Below are 17,787 nucleotides of genomic sequence, written 5' to 3' on the forward strand. Positions count from 1 at the left end.
GGCGTGGTTAGCTGAAAAGCGAATCCTTGAACTCCAGCGGCGGTTTGATGCCTGTTTTCCGCTGGGCAAAATAAGCAGCTACTTCCTCCGCAGGCTTGGCATTGAATGTCATAGCCTTGGTCAGCCCCCCTTTGCGCCCCATGAGCACGCCGTAGCGCATGTCGGCGTAGCCATTGGTGTGGTGGGCATCGGGGTTGATGCTGAGCTGTACGCCCTGGGCCAGCGCATAGCGTACCCAACGCCAGTCGAGGTCGAGGCGCCAGGGATTGGCGTTGATTTCGATGATGACGTTGTGCTGGGCGCAGGCATCAATCACGGCCTTATGGTTGAGCGGATACCCTTCGCGGCGCAGCAGCAGGCGGCCGGTAGGGTGGCCCAGCATGGTGGTATACGGGTTTTCAATAGCCCGCAGAATGCGCGCCGTGGCTTTGCGCTCGTCCATCTTCAGGTTGGAATGCACCGAGGCCACTACAAAATCGAAGGTTTCGAGCACCGTGGCTGAATAGTCCAGAGACCCGTCGCCGAGAATATCAGCTTCTATTCCCTTGAAGATTCGGAAGGGTGCCAGCTCTTGGTTCAGCTGGTCGATTTCGCGTTGCTGCTGGCGCACCCGCTCCGGAGAAAGGCCATTGGCGTAGTGAGCGGCCTGGGAATGGTCGCAGATGCCGAGGTACTCATAGCCCTGGTCGCGCAGGAACGTGGCCATTTCGCGCAGGCTATGGCTACCATCGGAGTAGGTGCTGTGGTTGTGCAGGGAGCCGCGCAGGTCGGTATCCTGCAGCAGCTCGGGCAGCTTATGGGCATGCGCCAGTTCCAGCTCGCCCAGACCTTCGCGCAGCTCGGGCTCCACGTACTGCAGGCCCGCCCGCTGATAAAGCTCCGGCTCCGAGGTAAACCGCTCCCGCTTGAGCCACTGCCGAAGCGTAGCGGGCTGCCCGGGCTTAGCCTCGGGCAAGGCTTCGGACAAGTGAGCTTCCGCCGCCGAGTGCACCAGCAGCTGGTTGGCGAAGTCGGCTGGGGCCGTAAAGATCAGCTCCACTTTCACACCCGACGCGGCAGCGCTGCCGCGCCACGCAAAAGGCCCGCTGCGCTGCGGCTCGGCCATCAGATCCTGTAGCTTCCCCAGCGCAGTATGCACCGCGGCCGGTTGGGTAGTAGCTACCACCAGCTGCACCGTTTCCACGATTTCCAACCGCCGGCGGACTTCCCCCGTTACGGCTACCTGCTCCACGCCCGGCACCTTGCGCAGGTGCTCGGCTAAGCCTTCTGCCAGCTCTTCGGCCTGAGGATACAGCAGCTTGCCCTGGCTCTGGTTGGTAAACTCCAGCGCCGCGAGAATGGCGTCCTGGGTTTTCTTGCCGAAGCCCTTCAGCTTGCTTACTTCATCCCTCTCCGCGGCCTCGCGCAGCTGCTTCGGGCCCTCAATTCCCAGCTCCTTCCACAGGCTGCGGATCTTTTTGGGCCCGATGCCTTTCACCTTCAGCAACTCGACAATACCGGGCGGGGTGCTGTTGAGCAGGCGCGTCAGCTCCTCGAAGCTGCCGGTGTCGAGCATTTCCGCCACCTTGGCCGCCGCGGTTTTGCTTAGGCCGGTGCGGTCGGGCAGGCCCGTGCGCTCCAACTCGGCTACGGGCACGCTCAGTTGCTCCAGGGCATTGGCCGTACCTTCGTAGGCCCGGATCTTGAAGGGGTTTTCCTCGTGCAGCTCCAGCAGCTGAGCGGCGAGGCGAAAGGCACGAATAAGGGCTCGGTTATCCAAGGCAGTAGCAGGGGTTGGGGGCACGCGCCAGCAAAGGTACGGGCCAAAGTTGTAGATTGCCGGGCAGAACGGCCCGATTCCTTACCGGTAAGACGAACCCGCGGCGGCGAAGTTGCCGTTGTCCTGTTTCCCCGATTTCTCTTCCCCCTGCGTATGCGTTTTTCTCTTCTGCTTGCCTGCCTGAGCCTGGTGCTGATGGCCAGTACCTGCACCAGCTCCGACCCCCGGCGCGGCAACAGCCGCCTGCTCTTGCTGGAGCGCACCTGGCTGCACGCCCACGAAGAAGACCAGGGCGACCTTCGCGTGTACCGGCCCAACACGTATGCCTTCCCGCCTTCCCGGGGTCGTACCGGGTTTGCCTTTGAGCACAATGGCCTGTTCACGCAGTATGACATTGCCCCTACCGATGGCCTGGAGGGGCACCGCGGCCAGTGGAAAGCTCTAACCGAAAACCAGCTCAGCATTACCCTCGACGACCACAGTGAGCCCGACTACCAGTTGGAAATAGTGACCCTGGAACCCGACCTGCTGAAAGTCCGGCGCACCCAGTAAGGCAACAGCCAAGCACTCCTTCTGGCCAGCTAATTGCTCTGCTCATCTGTGGAACCGCTACGGCAGTGCGTTGGGTCGCTAACCACCGCCTTCGGGCCGCTGCCCTCAAACAGAATTTTTGCCTGCGCCCGAATTATTTTAGCGCACCCATGTAGATATAATTATCTCATTATCAGAATAAAGTAAATACACCCCAGTTTTTTTTGCTTTTACCCCAAGATTTTTTTTCACCGGCTTGCAACCTCCCGGCCTTTTCCTCCCTCCTACTTACTGAACGCCCGCAACTCGGGCCCAGCGAAGAACCCAATGTCGGTTTGCCGGTCGCGGCAAAACACACTTGATTTTGGGAATTGAGGAGTTTGGGAAACCCTTCCGGGAGTGCCGGGGTGGTGGCTCCACGGTAGGCGGTTGATTTGTAGCCAGGCCGAAGTAAGAGAGGAGGTCGAAATTCTTTTTCGACCTTTCGACCTGGTTCGCCAAATCAAACCATTCTTCCCAAACTCCTCAGTTCCATATTTCGCTACTTCCCCTCATGCAGTACTGGTTAGTAAAATCGGAGCCCGCGGCCTACTCGTGGGCTGATTTCGTTCGTGATGGCCACACCGACTGGACCGGGGTTCGAAACTTTCAGGCCCGCAACTACCTGCAGCAGATGCAGCCCGGCGACTTAGTGCTGTACTATCACAGCGTTACGAGCAAAGAAGTGGTGGGCGTAGCCGAAGTAGCGGCTGCCGCCGCCCCCGATGCTACCGCCGAACCCGCTAGCGGCTGGGTGGCCGTAGCCCTACAGCCGCGGCAGGCTCTGGCCCGCCCCGTTTCCCTGGCACAAATAAAACAAGACAGCCGCCTCACCCAGATCGGCCTGCTTCGTCAGTCTCGCTTGTCGGTTATGCCCCTGCGCGCCGCTGAGTTTGACACCATTCTGGAGCTGGGCAGCTAGCTTACGGCGTCTTACATGGGGCCACCAGCCCCGGGCAATGCAAGGATTTGCGCCGTTCATGCCGTATATTGGGTAGAGCAACCTAACCCCCCTTTTTATGCGGCATTTCTTCCTACTGGGCTGGTTTTGGCTGATCGGCTGCTGCGGCGCCTGGGCCCAAGTGCCGCAGCAGCCCGCCCGGTTTGAGCTAGCGCTGGAGCCCAGCAACAGTGATATTCAGGTGCTGCCGCTGCCCGATAGCAGCGTGATTCTCCTCGTGCAGGAAGAATCCTACAATATGAAGCCGGACAAGCTCTACTTCCAGAAGCTGGACGCCGGGCTGCAGCTTGAGTGGCAACGGCCTTTCACGGTGGAACGGGACTACGAACTGGTGCGCACCTGCTCGGAAAGCAACCAGGTATACGCCTTGTATCAGTCAGTCTACCGGCCTACGCACCTGCTGGCCGTGCACCTGGACGGCCGCACGGGACTGATAAAAACCAGTTCCTTCGATACGCGCATCTCCCGCGACATCTTCGAGCTGAAGGCGCTGGGGGGCCGGCTCTTCGTCACGGTACTGGTGGACCAGCACCTGACCATCCTGCACCTTGACCTGGGTACCCAGCAAATGCGGTTTCTGCCGTCGGTGTATGAGCAGTTGCCCGCTCAATTTACGTTTCTGGCCGATTCCGTGACGAAGCGTGCTGCCTTCGTGCTTACCCAAACCAACGGCATGAAGTCCCGGCTGCAGCTGAAACAGCTTTCCCAGGATGGTATGCTGCTGCGCACCGAGTTTATTCAGGCCGAAAGCGAAAGAAACCTGATTACGGCTCAGCTCAGCCCCGGCGACAGCACTACGCGGCTGGTAGCGGGCACGTACACGCTGCGCGACCCGCGCTATTCCCAAGGTTTATTTGCGGCCGACCTCAATGCGGGTACTACCCCGGGCGGAGGGCGCAAGTCCATGCGCTTCTACGATTTTCTGAGTCTGAAGCACTTCTTCGACTTTATGAAGCCCAACCGCGAAGCCCGAATCCGGGAGAAGGGGGCGCGCCGCCGGGCTGCCGGTATGCCCATGCGCCTGCACTACCGCCTGCTCATGCACGACATGCTGCCTACCCGGGAAGGCTATGTGGTGACGGCGGAGGTATACTATCCCCGCTACCGGTATTCTTCCTTCGGCGGACCTATGACGAACAGCTACCGCCAGTTTGATGGCTACCGGACCACCCACGCCATTGTCTGCGGCTTCGACCGGCAAGGCAATTTACTCTGGGACAACACCTTTGTCCTTCAAAATGTCGAGACCTTCGAAATTCAGGAAACCGTGAGCCTGCGCCCTCTGGCGGATGGGCGCCTGGTGCTGGCTTACCTGGACGAGGAAGCTATTCGCTACAAGATTGTAGACCGCACGACGCCTTCCCCCAACGACCTGACGGTGCCGTTGCGCACCACCCTGGCCGATAAAAAGGAAAAGCCCTCCTATACCTCTCAGGAAGCGCTGGTAGAATGGACCGGGGGTAAGTTTCTGGCCTATGGCTACCAGCACGTGCGCACCGAAAAGGGCCCGGCCCGAGACGTATTTTTTCTCAACACCGTTGTTTTTGACTAGGTAGTGGCTGGCCGTAAACCGGCAAAAGGCGTATGTTGACGAAAACATTCTCTTTTTGCTATGCATAACCGTTTCCTTTTTCTCCTGCTTGCTACGGGCCTGCTGTGGATGGCTGGCTGCCGCGCCGCCGGACCCGAGCAACCCGCCCGTACCGTGGCCGAGTTCTTCCGCAAATATGAAAGCCGCTCGGGTTTTAAAGCCCAGACAATTGAAGCCAACTTCGCCACCCGGCTCTTGCTAGGCCAGTTAGGCCGCATAGGGGGTGATAATGAAACCACCCAGGCCGTGGCCGCTTTGCGCAGCGTGCGGGTACTCACCTTCACCCCTACTTCCGGCGGCGCCCGTAACCTGGTTGCCCGCGGCCTGACGCAGGAAGTAGATGGCTTGCTGCAAAACGAGCGGTACGAGCCGCTGCCCATAACCAACAACGCCGATGCCACCACGCAATTTAAGTTCTCGGCGCGCCGCCAGAATGGCCAAGTACAGGAGGTAGTGGGCACCAGTCAGGTAAACGGCGTCCCCGATTCATTTGTCCTCATGGCCATTTCTGGCAACTTCACCGAAAGCCAGCTACAGCAGCTGCTCAAGTTTTTGCCCGGCGCGGTAGATCAGTTACCCAAATAATAGCACCGCCTCACCTACGTTTGTGCCCCGCCCGTAAATTGGCGGGGCTTTTTTTGCTACCAGCTTGGCAGGCTTCAGCGTGCAGGTAAGACCCGCCACCATCCCTGAACATTGCCGCTGTTACCAGCGCGTACCGAGCTTGGGGCATCAGTAATACCATCTTACAGTTCAGGCAATGCCATACCTACGCCACGCTGGGCCACCAAGTAGTGGGCCCAGTCAGCCAAAAGATTGGCCTGCATTATCGGTGCTCCGCTTATTGGATTTGGACAATCAACAGGTGGTTTATCTTATTCTTTGGCTGCAGCTCACACACTATAGCCAACAAAAAAGGCGAACCAGAGCGGTTCGCCTTTTTTGTTATGGCCGGGCAGCTTAGGGCTGCGGCTGGCTCGGAATATAGAACTCGAACTTGAACTCGACGCGGCGGTTTTTGGCCATACCCGAAGCCGAGCCATTGGCAGCTGCTGGCCGCGACTCACCGAAGCCTTGCGTGACTACGCGGGCCGGATCGATGTTCTTGCCGGTGAAGTAACGCTTGGCCGATTCGGCGCGGCGCTCCGAGAGGCGCTGGTTGTACTCGTCGGTCCCGCGGCTGTCAGCGTGGCCCGAGATGCGCACGGCGTACTCGGGGTGGTCCTTCAGCACCTGCACCATTTTATCGAGCGTGCCATAAGAGGTGCGCTTAATCACAGTGCTGTTGGTTTCGAAGCGCACAGGCTGCTCGAGGCGGCGGATGCTCTCCGGAATTTCGGGGCAACCCAGCGAGTCTACTTTAGCACCGGCGGGCGTGCCGGGGCAACGGTCTACGCTGTCGGGGATACCGTCGCCGTCCTTATCGAGGTTGAGGGGGCAGCCGGTGGCGTCTACCTGGGTACCGGCGGGGGTGTCGGGGCACTTATCGTCCTGGTCGCGCACGCCATCGTTGTCGGCATCGGGGCAGCCGCGGAGGGCCGCTTTTCCGGCCTGGTCGGGGCAGTCGTCTTCGGAGTCACGCACGCCGTCATTGTCACGGTCGGGGCAGCCATCGAGGGCTTTCGAGCCGGCTTCGGTGGGGCACTTATCCTGGTAGTCGGGCACCCCGTCCTTGTCGCCATCGAGGGGGCAGCCCTTTTCATCCACGGCTACGCCGGCGGGCGTGTTGGGGCACTGGTCTTTGCGGTCGGGCACCCCGTCGTTATCAGTGTCTTTGGCTTTGCCGAAGGCAATGGTAATACCAGCCGTGTGCTGCAGGAACCGGTCGTCCCACTTGTTGTCGTCGCGGGCAGGGTCGCCGTCGAGGTTGGCATTCAGCGGAATATGCTGGCCCGTCTGCACGAACAAGCCCACCGCGTCGGAAACGCGGAAGTTGATACCAGCAGCCCCGAACAGGTCAAAGTAGCTTTTGTCGCTGTCGGTGTTCAGGCTGGCGCCATTGCGGTTGATGGTGCCTTCGCGGCTGGTGTAGGTGAGGCCTGGAGCGGCCAGCAGGTAGGGCTGGATAACGGCATCCTCTTTTAGGGCCCAGCCATTGTTCAGCTTCAGCTTCAGGCCCAGGTTCACGTTCACCACGTTGGTGGCAAAGCTGCTCCCAAAGTAAGGGCTGCTCAGGGGGCTGGTCGTTTTCTTGAGCTCCACGTAGTTGCCGCTCAGCAGCACATCAAGGCCCGGCGACAGGTAACGGTTAATGGAAATGCCCGGTCCGTACTTGTTTTCGCCCCACTGCCAGAAGTCAGAACCAAAGTTGCCTTTGTACTGGAAAGCGTTGCCGGTGAGGCTGATGGCCATTTTGCGGTCAGCCGTCTGGGCTGCACCCTCTGGCGCAGTGGCCAGCAGAGCAGCTCCGGACAGCAGAGCAGAAGCTAGAATCTTTCTCATTGTGAGAAGGTTAGGTGGAACAGATGCGTGTACAGCAGACAGCGGAAAAATGCCTGAAGACAGGTTTTTTACTAGCTGCCTATACTGACACCCGACCATAAAGTTGTTGGAAAAAGATTTGCGGCCGACTACGCTCCCCCGCAGCCAGGCGCTGCTACCAGTACTTATTATCTGATAATCACTATATTATAACCATACCATAGCTCGACTTTTTTTACAGTAGCCCTTTTAGCAACAAAAGCGTAGCCCGCCAGAGGCAGACTACGCTTTTACTGTTTTAACGGCGGTACCAGCCGGTTAGCGGCGCTTGGGAGCCGCTTTCTTCACAGGGGCTTTTTTCACCGGCGCTGCTTTCACGGGTGCGGGCGGAATTGCCGGAGCTGGTCCATACTTGGTTTCGGCCGGATTCGGGTCGCCGGGCAGGTACACATCAAACTCGACGCGACGGTTAACGGCCCGGCCGGCTTCGGTCGCGTTGTCGGCAATGGGCTTGGACTCGCCGTAGCCGTGCGACACGATCCGCTCGGCGGGAATGCCCTTGCTGAGCATATAAGTGCGGGCCGAAGCCGCGCGCTCATCCGACAGGCGCAGGTTATAGTTGTCGTCGCCCTTATTGTCGGCGTGGGCCGAAATGCCGAGGCTGTAGTCGGGGTAGGCGTTCAGAATCTGCACTAGGCCGTCGAGCGTGGGGAAGGAAATAGGCTTCAGGGTAGCCTTGTTGAAGTCGAACTGAATGAACTTGGTGGCTTCCTGGAGCTTCTTTTTCTCCTCCACTTTCATCTCGGGGCAGCCTTTGTTGGAGGCGGGGCCGGGGCGGTTGGGGCAGCGGTCCTGGTAGTCGGGCACACCGTCACCATCTTTGTCGAGGGGGCAGCCGTTGGCATCCACCGCTACACCGGCGGGGGTATCGGGGCACTTGTCGCTGGCATCGGTTACGCCGTCGTTATCGGCGTCGGGGCAACCGCGCAGCTCTGCTTTGCCAGGCGTATCGGGGCAGGCGTCGTCGCCGTCGCGCACACCGTCACTGTCGCGGTCGGGGCAGCCTTCGAGGGCCGCCAAGCCGGCTTCGGTGGGACACTTATCCTGGTAGTCGGGCACCCCGTCCTTATCACCATCCAGGGGGCAGCCGGTGGCATCCACGGCTACGCCCTGGGGCGTATTGGGACATTTGTCCTTGCGGTCGGCCACGCCGTCGCCGTCGGCATCCTTCATCTTCCCAAAGGCTACCGTGAGGCCCACCGTATGCTCCAGGAACCGGTCGTCGAAGGCGTTGTCGTCGCGGGTTAGGTCGCCGTCGAGGTTGGCTTTAAGGGGAATGTGCTGGCCGGTCTGCACGAACAAGCCCACGCCATCGGCCAGACGGAAGTTAATACCAGCGGCCCCAAATACGTCGAAGTAGCTTTTGTCCTCGGCCAGGTCCAGCGTCTGGCCGTTGCGGTTGAAGGTCCCTTCGCGGCTGGTATACGTCCAACCGGGAGCGGCCAGCAGGTAGGGCTGAATGAACGCGTCTTCCTTAAAGGCCCAGCCGTTGTTGAGCTTGAGCTTCAACGCCAGGTTCACATTCACGATGTTGGTGGCAAAGTTGCTGCCGTAGAAGGGCGCCCCCGCATCGGTTGACTTCTTGATTTCGACGTAGCCGCCGCGCAGGCCCAGGTCGAGGCCGGGCGAGAGGTAGCGGTTAAAGGAAATGCCCGGGCCGTAGTTGTTGGAACTCCAGTCCCAGAAGCCGGAACCATAGTTGCCCTTGTACTCGTAGGCGCTGCCGAAAAGGCTGATGGCGGTTTTTTTATCAGCAGTCTGGGCCTGAGCCGGCGGCGTGGCCGCCAGCGGAATCAAGCCCAGCGCCAGGCAGGTGGTAAGCAGGTGTTTCATGGATAGACAGAAAAGTAGTGGTGGAGCCCCGCACCCAGCCCTTGAACTGTAGCTGGCAGGACTTGCCGTCTGCTATACCTTTCCCATTCGCCTAAGGTTGTAGTATACCTTTTTTAAATTGAAATAAACTCAGCCTAAACAACTAAAAAGCAAGGTCGTTCATTGCCCTGGCACTCGCGCACAAAAAACCGCCACCCAGCTTCTGCAGCTGAGTGGCGGAGAAATTATGCGTTGCCCGTCCGTTAGTTCCGGCCTTGCCGCATCAGCCGCTCAATATCGTCGGCTTCCAGCGGGATATGCTTCATCAGGTCGTCGTTGCCGGTTTTGGTGATGAGGATGTCGTTTTCGAGGCGGATACCCAGGCCTTCCTCGCGGATGTAGATGCCCGGCTCGCAGGTGTACACCATGCCCGGCTCAAACACGCGGTACTTGGCGCCCACGTCGTGCACGTCGAGGCCGAGGTAGTGGCTGGTGCCGTGCATGAAGTACTTTTTGTAGAGCGGGGCGGCGGGGTCCTGGTTGCGCACGTCACTCTCGTTGAGCAAGTCCAGCTTGATGAGTTCCTGCTCCATGGTGCGGCCCACGGCGGCGTGGTAATCCTCGATGTTGTTGCCGGCTACCAGTTGCGAGGTAGCAAACTTCATCACCCGCAGCACAGCCTCATACACGGCCCGCTGACGCTTGGTAAACTGGCCATTGACGGGGATGGAGCGCGACAAGTCGGCGGCGTAGTTGGCAAACTCGGCCCCAAAGTCCAGGAGCAGCACGTCGCCGTCGCGGCACTCCCGGTCATTGCTCACGTAGTGCAGGATGCAGGCATTGGCCCCAGAGGCAATGATGCTGCCGTAAGCCGGCCCGCGCGAGGCATTGCGCAGAAACTCGTGGTAGATTTCAGCCTCAATTTCGTACTCCATCACTCCGGGCTGCACAAATCCCAACAAGCGGCGGAAGGCTTTGTCGGTGATGTCGCAGGCGCGGCGCATGAGGCGGATTTCCTCCTCGCTCTTAATGGCCCGCAGGTGGTGCAGGATAGGCGCCGCCCGGCGGTACTGATGCAGGGGGTACGCCTCGCGCAGCCACTTGCCCAGCCGGGCGTCGCGGGTTTCTACCTCCACCACCGCGCGGATGTGCTCATTGGTGTTGAGGTACACGTTTTCGGCCTCGTTCATGAGGGCCGGCAATACCGTTTTGAACTGCTCCAGCCACATGATGGTGCGCACCCCAGACTGCTGGCGGGCCTGCTCTTTCGTCAGCTTATAGCCTTCCCATACCAGAATATGCTCCGAGGTTTCCTTCAGGAACAGAATTTCGCGGTACTGGGGCAGCACGGCATCGGGGAAAATCACCAGTATGCTTTCTTCCTGATCTACCCCGGAGAGGTAAAACAGGTCGTTGTTCTGGCGGAAGGGCATGGTGCCGTCGGCGTTGGTCGGCATCACGTCGTTTGAGTGGAAGATGGCCAGGGAAGCGGCGGGCAGCTGCTCGGTAAAGCGGCGGCGGTTTTCACTGAAAAGCTGCGGATCGATGGAGCCGTAACGCATAGGAAGCGGAAAAAGAAAGGTAGGATAACGCGGCGGGAAGGCGCGGGGCGCAAGTTAGGGGAATGACGCGCATCCGCGCCCAGCGTTGCCTACCTTTGTGGGCTCCTTTCGCGTGTTTTTCTGCTCATGCCTGCTGCTTCCGCCCGCGCCGTTCTGCTGATTCAAACTGCCTTCATTGGCGACGTTATCCTGGCCACGGCGCTGCTGGAGTACCTGCACCAGACCCAGCCCGGTACGCCCGTGGATTTTCTGGTGCGCAAGGGCAACGAAAGCCTGCTGCTGGGCCACCCGCACGTGCGCCGGGTGCTGGTGTGGGATAAAAAGCAAGACAAGTACCGGGGCCTCTGGCGCCTGCTGCGTCAGATCCGGCAGGCCCACTATGGCCGCGTGGTTACGCTGCAGCGGTTTGCCTCCACGGGCTTCCTTACGGCTTTTTCCGGGGCGCCCGAGCGGGTGGGCTTCCACAAAAATCCTTTTGCCTGGGGCTTCACCCGCGCCGTGCCCCACGTTATTGGCGACGGGCGCCACGAGGTAGCCCGCAACCTGGCGCTGCTTTATCATGAGGAATCAGGAATGAGAAATGATGAAAACTCCTCGTTCCTCATTCCTGGTTCCTCCTTGACGCGCCCCCGCCTCTACCCTACCGACACGGATGAATCAGCCGCAGCTCTGGCGGCGGCGCGCGCCGAAGGCAGGCCATACATCTGCGTGGCCCCTACTTCGGTGTGGTTTACCAAGCAGTTTCCGGAGGAGCAGTGGCTGAAGCTGCTGGCGGCGTTGCCGGCGCAGTACACGGTATTTCTGCTGGGTGGCCCGCCCGATGCCGCGGCCTGCGCGCAGCTGCTGGCCCGCAGCGCACGGCCCCACGTGGTGAACCTCGCGGGGCAGCTTTCCCTGGTAGCCTCGGCGGCGCTGATGCGGGGGGCCGTGCTCAACTACGTCAACGACTCGGCCCCCATGCACCTGTGCTCGGCCGTGGATGCGCCCACCTGCGCCGTGTACTGCTCCACGGTGCCGGCTTTTGGGTTTGGGCCGCTCAGCTCGTTTGCCCGCGTGGTCGAGGTGCCGCACGTGCTGGAGTGCCGGCCCTGCGGCCTGCACGGGTACAAAGCCTGCCCCCTCGGCCATTTCCGCTGTGCCCACGATATTCAGACCCAGCAGCTGCTGGCCGTGCTGGCGGAAGCGGAGCGGCAATGAGGATAATGGGCGAATGAGGTATGAGCAAGTGTATGTCAATGCTTCAACAGCTTACCTTCATTCACCCATGGCCCTCTTGCCCCTCCGGCTGCGTACTTTTGTAGATTCCTGAAACCCAGAAGCCCGGCTGGCCGGTTATACTGGGCCGGGGCGGGGACTGGTGCCTGAAACCACGTCCCCAAGACCCTAAGACCCCAAGACCCTTCCAAGAATGTCTGAATACGACCTGTACGAGCTGCCCAACGGCATCCGGGTTCTGCATAAACAAGTACTGCACACCAAAATTGCGCATTGTGGCTTCCTGCTGGACATTGGCTCCCGCGACGAGAAACCTGCCCAGCAGGGCCTGGCGCACTTCTGGGAGCACATGGCCTTCAAAGGCACCGAGAAGCGCAAAAGCTTTCATATTCTGAACCGCCTCGAAACCGTAGGTGGGGAGCTGAACGCCTACACCACCAAGGAGAAAATCTGCTTTTACGCCTCCCTGCTCAGCACCCACTTCGAGCGGGCGTTTGAGCTGCTCACGGATCTGACGTTTCACTCCGTATTCCCGGAAAAGGAAATCGAGAAGGAGCGCGGCGTGATTCTGGAGGAAATGTCCATGTACGTGGATGCTCCCGAAGACGCCATCATCGACGACTTCGACGCGGTGGTGTTTGGCAACCATTCGCTGGGCCACAATATTCTGGGCACGCGGGAAAGCGTGAGCAGCTTCCAGCAGCCCGATTTTCGGCAGTTTCTGCAGGAAAACGTGCGCACCGACCGGTTGGTGTTCAGCTCCGTAAGTAACCTGCCTTTCAAGGAAGTAAAGCGCCTGGTCGATAAGTACCTGGCCCCGCTGCCACCCAAGCTGGGTGAGCGGCCCCGGATTCCGTTTGCGGGCTACCAGCCCCTGTCGCGCATCGAGCACAAATCCATTACCCAGGCCCACTGCCTGATTGGGGGCGCGGCCTACGCCATCGAGGACGAGCGGCGGATTCCGTTTTTCCTGCTCAACAACCTGCTGGGCGGCCCCGGTATGAACTCCCGCCTGAACCTGGCCGTGCGCGAGAAATACGGCCTGGTGTACACCATCGACTCTACCTACTCGCCCTACACCGATACGGGCTTGTTCGGCATCTACTTCGGCACGGAGAAAAAGCAGGTGAACCGTACCATCTCGCTGGTGCAAAAGGAGCTCAAGCTGCTGCGCGACAAAACGCTGGGCACCTCGCAGCTGCACGTAGCCAAGGAGCAGCTGATGGGCCAGCTGGCCATGGCCGAGGAAAGCAACGGCGGCCTGATGCAGCTGCTGGCCAAGAGCACCCTCGACCTGGACCGGGTGGAGCCCCTCACCGAAATCTTCGAGCGGATTAAGCGCATCACGGCCCCGGAGCTGCAGGGCATTGCCCAGGATTTGCTGCGCGAAGACAACCTGAGCGTGCTACAGTATTTGCCGGAGTAGCGGCAACGCAATGGTTGAGCGAGTTTACCCTCTTTCAGATGCACCAGTCAGTGTAGCTAGCTGGCTGCTGTTCCTTTAGTATCATCCGCCCTCTAGCCGCCCAGCTAGCAACTGCTACGTATGCCAATCTTCGGGCACATCAGCTACTACCGCCCCGGTGACGTTCTTCCGTCCCGGTTGGCGCTAAGCCAAGCGGGCTTGCACCGGCCTACGCGGGCCGGCATCAGCGGTAGCGCAGCCGAAGGTGCTGACTCCATTGTGTTGGCCGATCAGTACGAAGACGATGTGGTAGCCGAAACTTATTTGCTCTACGCCGGGCACGGTGGACGCGACCCAAAAACTGGCCATCAAATCACCGACCAAGAACTAAACTCCCGTAACCAAGCCTTGTGCCGAAGCTTGGAAACAGGTCAGCCGGTGCGTGTTTTCCGAAAGGTAGAAACTGAATCTGGCACTGGCTACCGCTACGAAGGTCTTTTTCGGGTAAATGGTGCTTGGTACGAGGCTGGGAAATCGGGCTTTCGGGTCTGGAAGTTCCGGCTGGTACCTTTGCCGCCCGACGCCTAATCTAACCTCCCTGCATGTACTCCGCCGACGACGCCCAGCTTTACGCCGACCGCCACACTTCCCCGGAAAGCCCCCTGCTGGCCCGCCTCAACCGCGAAACCCATGTGCAGCTCCTGCACGCCCGCATGCTCTCGGGCCACGCGCAGGGTCGGCTGCTGAGCATGCTCAGCCACATGGTGCGCCCCCGCCGCGTGCTGGAGCTGGGCACATTCACGGGCTACTCGGCCCTGTGCCTGGCCGAAGGGCTGGCGGAAGCTGGCGAGCTGCACACCATAGAGCAGAACCCCGAGCTGGAAAGCCGCATCCGCCGCTACGTGGCCGAAGCGGGCTTGACCGGCAATATTCACATCCACATCGGCGACGCCCGCCGCATCGTGCCCGAGCTGGCCGAAACCTGGGACCTAGTGTTTATCGACGCTGACAAAATCAACAACGACACTTACTATGAGCTGGTGCTGCCCCAGGTGCGCCCCGGCGGCTTTCTGCTGATTGACAATGTGCTGTGGGGCGGCAAAGTGCTGGACGGCTACCCCGTGAAACCATCCGACAAGGACACCCAGGCGGTGCGGGCCTTCAACGCCAAAGTGCAGGCCGACGAGCGGGTAGAAAACGTGCTGCTGCCCCTGCGCGACGGACTGCTGCTGGTGCGCAAGCGGTAGGGCAACCCAGAAAATAACCGTGCTTTTTCGGGTACTCGTTAAACGTCTGGGCTTGGGTTGCGTCTATGGTCTTATGTGACCTTTTCAAGACGTAATGCAAAAAGCTCTTTTCCTCGGTATTTTTCTGTTTTTCGCTACGCTCTCCAGTCTGCTGGCCCAGACCACTACCGTGCGCGGGCGCGTACTGGACGGAAAAGACCAGTCGCCGCTAATTGGGGCTAACGTGGTACTTACGCGCCAGCCTGGAACCCAGAAGCTGGGCACGGCTGTAGATACCGAAGGCAACTTCTCTATTACGGATGTACCCGCCGGCACCTACCAGCTTACTATTTCCTTTCTGGGCTACCAGAATGTGGAGCGCACCGTGGAAGTCACCGATCAGCCCCTGGAGGTGGGTGCTGTACCGCTGCAAGCCGGTGGAGTGCAACTCAAAGGGGTGGAGGTAACGGGCCGCGCCCCCGCCGCCGTGCAGAAAGGCGACACGGCCCAGTACGACTCCCGGGCCTTCAAAACCAACCCCGACGCCAACGCCCAGGACCTGATTACCAAGATGCCCGGCGTGACGGTAGATGCCAACGGCAAGGTGCAGGCCCAGGGCGAGCAGGTGCAGCGCGTGCTGGTAGATGGCAAGGAGTTTTTCGGCAACGACCCCGATGCGGTGCTCAAGAATATTCCGGCCGAAATCATCGACAAGATACAGGTGTACGACCGGGCCTCGGACCAGAGTCAGTTCACGGGTTTCGACGACGGCAACCAGCAGAAAACCATCAACATTGTTACGAAGCCTTCTTTCCGCAACGGGCAGTTTGGGCGGGTGGTAGCCGGCTATGGCCCCGATCAGGATGGGGGCAAGTACCGCCTCAACGGCAACGTAAACTCCTTTAAGAACAAGCGGCGCCTGTCGGTGCTGGGCCTCTCCAACAACATCAATGAGCAGAACTTCGGCACTGAGGATTTGCTGGGCGTGGTGGGCAACTCGCGCCAGGGCGGCGGGGGCCGCGGGGGCCGGGGTGGTGGGCCCGGTGGCAACGGCGGGGGCCAGGGCGGAGGCGGCAACAACGCCGGGGACTTCCTGGTAAACCAGAACAACGGCATTTCGCGGACGCACGCCCTGGGGCTGAACTACTCCAACACCATCGGCACCAAAACCGACGTACAGGGCAGCTACTTCTTTAACCTCTCTGACAACACCCTGCAGAGCACCACGGCCCGCACCTACACGGCCGATGACCTGCGTTACAATGAAGACTCGCGGGGCAGCAGCCGCAACATCAACAACCGGCTCAACCTGCGCATCGAACACAAATTCGACTCGCTGAACTCCCTGCTTTGGCGCCCTACCCTTTCGGTGCAGCGCAACACCAGCAGCAGCACCCTGGCCGGGGAGCTGTTCAAAGACTTTACCGAACAAAGCGCGCCCGACAGCACCCAGAGCACCAACAACAGCGCCTACCGGGCTGCTCAAACGGGCATCAACTTCAGCAACAACCTGCTGTACCGCCACCGTTTTGCCAAGCGCGGCCGCACGTTTTCCCTAGGCCTGAACCTGGGCTATAACCGCCGGAATGGCAGCAATTATCTCACCAGCAGCAATATTGACTACACCTCCGACCCAGCAGCGGAAAGCCTCACAGATCAATACTCCCGGCTCCGACAGAACGGATGGAGCTGGCGCGCCGATGCGAACTACACCGAGCCTTTGAGCCCACTTAGCCAGCTGCAGTTCAGCGCCACCACCTCATTGGCGCCCAACGACTCGGATAAGCGCACCTACAACTTCGACGCCACGACCGGCCAGTACACAACCGTCAATACTGACCTGAGCAACGTATTTTCCAGCCGCTACATGACGCAGAGCGGTGGCTTGAGCTACCGGTTCAACAACAAGGAGTTTCAGTGGTCGGTGGGGGCCGACGTGCAGTATGCCACCTTGCGCAACGAGCAGGATTTCCCACGGGAGGCGCGCATCAGCCGCAACTTCCTGAATGTGCTGCCCAATGCCACGCTGCGCTATAACTTTTCTAAGCAGCAAAACCTGCGCCTGACGTACCGCATGCGCACCAATAACCCCAACATCAACCAGCTGCAGGAAGTGGTGAACAACGCCAACCCACTACAGATTACCATTGGCAACGCAGCCCTGGAGCAGGAGTTTCAACACAACGCCTTCCTGCGCTACTCGGCCGCGCAGCCCGAGAAATCCAGCTCTTTCTTTGCTTTGCTGGGCGGCTCCTACACGGATAACTATATTACCAACTCCACCCGCATCGTGCGGGAGCCCACCAGCATTGGGGGCGTGGTAATACCAGCCGGAGGGCAGATTACGCAGCCCATCAACCTGAACCAGCAGTACTCCCTGCGCTCGGCCCTTACCTACGGCTTTCCGCTCACGCTGCTCAAATCGAACCTGAACCTGAACGCCTCGGCCACCTACCTGCAAACCCCCGGCTTAGTGAATGAGCAGCTGAACTACAACCGCACTCCGGCCTTCGGCTTCGGGGCCGCGCTCAGCAGCAACATCAGCCCCGAGCTGGACTTCACCTTGTCGTCGAACTCTACCCAGACCTACGTGCGCAACTCCCTGGGCACGCAAATCAACAGCCGCTACTTCCGGCAGAACACCACCCTGCGCTTCAGCTGGATTATGGCCAAAGGCATTACCTTGAAGTCGGACGTGAACCATGTGTCCTACTCGGGCTTGTCGGCGGGGTTCAACCAAAACTTTGTGCTCTGGAATGCCAGCTTAGGCAAAAAACTGTTTGCCAAGCAGCAAGGCGAGCTGCAGCTGTATGCCTTTGACCTGCTGGGGCAGAACAACAGCATCCAGCGCAACATTTTGCCCGCATACACCGAGGATGTGCGCACCAACATTCTGCAGCGCTACCTGATGCTGGTGTTTACCTACAACCTGCGCAGCTTTGGTGGGGCAGGCAACGCCCCGGGCCCCGACCAGGACCGCCCCCGCCGGGACGGGACACCCGGCAGCTTCCCCGGCGGGGGCCGCCCCGACGGGCCGGGCGGGCCGCGGTAGTGCAATTTCCTGATTGGCATAATGCCCCTGCACTGGTTTTCTGGCCAATGCAGGGGCGTTTTTTTCCTGTTTTGGGCTGAAGCCCCCGGAATTTTTCCCCTACTTTGTAAGCTAAGAAGCGCGGCGGCCCGTCGGCGGCGGCCCTTTTTCTAC

The 17,787-nt window shown here is 60.0% G+C and carries 13 protein-coding genes; 9 read left to right on the plus strand and 4 right to left on the minus strand.

Annotated elements, in window-relative coordinates; translation table 11 throughout:
• Nucleotides 1-7: 7 nt before the first annotated feature.
• On the minus strand, nt 8-1,783 hold the full coding sequence (locus tag FY528_RS17075) for a DNA polymerase/3'-5' exonuclease PolX (protein ID WP_262384043.1): 1,776 nt from the start codon (nt 1,781-1,783) through the stop codon (nt 8-10).
• 129 nt (nt 1,784-1,912) lie between these two features.
• Here FY528_RS17075 and FY528_RS17080 point away from each other — a divergent pair, with 129 nt between their 5' ends.
• The 4 genes from FY528_RS17080 (at nt 1,913) to FY528_RS17095 (ending at nt 5,466) form a co-directional block, all read left to right on the plus strand.
• Nucleotides 1,913-2,311 (plus strand): hypothetical protein, encoded by a 399-nt coding sequence (locus FY528_RS17080; protein WP_149072241.1) that lies wholly within the window; start codon nt 1,913-1,915, stop codon nt 2,309-2,311.
• Nucleotides 2,312-2,843: 532 nt separating this feature from the next.
• On the plus strand, nt 2,844-3,251 hold the full coding sequence (locus tag FY528_RS17085; protein WP_149072242.1) for an EVE domain-containing protein: 408 nt from the start codon (nt 2,844-2,846) through the stop codon (nt 3,249-3,251).
• A gap of 97 nt (nt 3,252-3,348) precedes the next feature.
• Nucleotides 3,349-4,842 carry a hypothetical protein gene (locus FY528_RS21885; RefSeq protein WP_262384044.1) on the plus strand — a complete coding sequence of 498 codons (1,494 nt, stop codon included), beginning with the start codon at nt 3,349-3,351 and terminating at the stop codon, nt 4,840-4,842.
• Nucleotides 4,843-4,902: 60 nt separating this feature from the next.
• Nucleotides 4,903-5,466, plus strand: a complete 564-nt coding sequence (locus FY528_RS17095) for a DUF4252 domain-containing protein (RefSeq protein WP_149072243.1) — start codon at nt 4,903-4,905, stop codon at nt 5,464-5,466.
• Nucleotides 5,467-5,841: 375 nt separating this feature from the next.
• On the opposite strand, the gene FY528_RS21750 is transcribed toward FY528_RS17095, so the two are convergent.
• From FY528_RS21750 to FY528_RS17110, 3 genes are all read right to left on the minus strand, one after another.
• The gene (locus tag FY528_RS21750; RefSeq protein WP_149072244.1) at nt 5,842-7,323 is read right to left on the minus strand and encodes an OmpA family protein; all 1,482 of its coding nucleotides are present in this window, start codon (nt 7,321-7,323) and stop codon (nt 5,842-5,844) included.
• Between the two features lie 297 nt (nt 7,324-7,620).
• Nucleotides 7,621-9,195: an OmpA family protein gene (locus FY528_RS21755; protein WP_149072245.1), complete on the minus strand. Its 1,575-nt coding sequence runs from the start codon at nt 9,193-9,195 to the stop codon at nt 7,621-7,623.
• Between the two features lie 242 nt (nt 9,196-9,437).
• Nucleotides 9,438-10,736: an aminopeptidase P N-terminal domain-containing protein gene (locus FY528_RS17110; protein ID WP_149072246.1), complete on the minus strand. Its 1,299-nt coding sequence runs from the start codon at nt 10,734-10,736 to the stop codon at nt 9,438-9,440.
• Nucleotides 10,737-10,862: 126 nt separating this feature from the next.
• Here FY528_RS17110 and FY528_RS17115 point away from each other — a divergent pair, with 126 nt between their 5' ends.
• The 5 genes from FY528_RS17115 to FY528_RS17135 all read left to right on the plus strand — a co-directional run bounded on the left by FY528_RS17115 (nt 10,863) and on the right by FY528_RS17135 (nt 17,634).
• On the plus strand, nt 10,863-11,933 hold the full coding sequence (locus tag FY528_RS17115) for a glycosyltransferase family 9 protein (RefSeq protein ID WP_149072247.1): 1,071 nt from the start codon (nt 10,863-10,865) through the stop codon (nt 11,931-11,933).
• Nucleotides 11,934-12,144: 211 nt separating this feature from the next.
• Nucleotides 12,145-13,377, plus strand: coding sequence for a M16 family metallopeptidase (locus tag FY528_RS17120; RefSeq protein WP_149072248.1), 1,233 nt, complete (start codon nt 12,145-12,147; stop codon nt 13,375-13,377).
• 120 nt (nt 13,378-13,497) lie between these two features.
• Nucleotides 13,498-13,944, plus strand: a complete 447-nt coding sequence (locus FY528_RS17125; protein ID WP_149072249.1) for a YDG/SRA domain-containing protein — start codon at nt 13,498-13,500, stop codon at nt 13,942-13,944.
• A 14-nt stretch (nt 13,945-13,958) separates the two neighbouring features.
• Nucleotides 13,959-14,603 (plus strand): O-methyltransferase, encoded by a 645-nt coding sequence (locus FY528_RS17130; protein WP_149072250.1) that lies wholly within the window; start codon nt 13,959-13,961, stop codon nt 14,601-14,603.
• Between the two features lie 94 nt (nt 14,604-14,697).
• Nucleotides 14,698-17,634, plus strand: a complete 2,937-nt coding sequence (locus tag FY528_RS17135; RefSeq protein ID WP_149072251.1) for a TonB-dependent receptor — start codon at nt 14,698-14,700, stop codon at nt 17,632-17,634.
• Nucleotides 17,635-17,787: the final 153 nt, after the last annotated feature.

The sequence above is a fragment of the Hymenobacter lutimineralis genome (assembly GCF_008271285.1).
GTDB classification, from domain to species: domain Bacteria; phylum Bacteroidota; class Bacteroidia; order Cytophagales; family Hymenobacteraceae; genus Hymenobacter; species Hymenobacter lutimineralis.

Excerpts from the sequence above, each read along its gene's own strand:
- FY528_RS17110 (WP_149072246.1), bottom strand. The coding sequence starts at position 10,736 with ATGCGTTACGGCTCCATCGATCCGCAGCTTTTCAGTGAAAACCGCCGC.
- FY528_RS17095 (WP_149072243.1), top strand. The coding sequence starts at position 4,903 with ATGCATAACCGTTTCCTTTTTCTCCTGCTTGCTACGGGCCTGCTGTGG.
- FY528_RS17085 (WP_149072242.1), top strand. The coding sequence starts at position 2,844 with ATGCAGTACTGGTTAGTAAAATCGGAGCCCGCGGCCTACTCGTGGGCT.
- FY528_RS21885 (WP_262384044.1), top strand. The coding sequence starts at position 3,349 with ATGCGGCATTTCTTCCTACTGGGCTGGTTTTGGCTGATCGGCTGCTGC.
- FY528_RS17115 (WP_149072247.1), top strand. The coding sequence starts at position 10,863 with ATGCCTGCTGCTTCCGCCCGCGCCGTTCTGCTGATTCAAACTGCCTTC.
- FY528_RS17130 (WP_149072250.1), top strand. The coding sequence starts at position 13,959 with ATGTACTCCGCCGACGACGCCCAGCTTTACGCCGACCGCCACACTTCC.
- FY528_RS17135 (WP_149072251.1), top strand. The coding sequence starts at position 14,698 with ATGCAAAAAGCTCTTTTCCTCGGTATTTTTCTGTTTTTCGCTACGCTC.
- FY528_RS21750 (WP_149072244.1), bottom strand. The coding sequence starts at position 7,323 with ATGAGAAAGATTCTAGCTTCTGCTCTGCTGTCCGGAGCTGCTCTGCTG.
- FY528_RS17080 (WP_149072241.1), top strand. The coding sequence starts at position 1,913 with ATGCGTTTTTCTCTTCTGCTTGCCTGCCTGAGCCTGGTGCTGATGGCC.
- FY528_RS21755 (WP_149072245.1), bottom strand. The coding sequence starts at position 9,195 with ATGAAACACCTGCTTACCACCTGCCTGGCGCTGGGCTTGATTCCGCTG.
- FY528_RS17120 (WP_149072248.1), top strand. The coding sequence starts at position 12,145 with ATGTCTGAATACGACCTGTACGAGCTGCCCAACGGCATCCGGGTTCTG.
- FY528_RS17125 (WP_149072249.1), top strand. The coding sequence starts at position 13,498 with ATGCCAATCTTCGGGCACATCAGCTACTACCGCCCCGGTGACGTTCTT.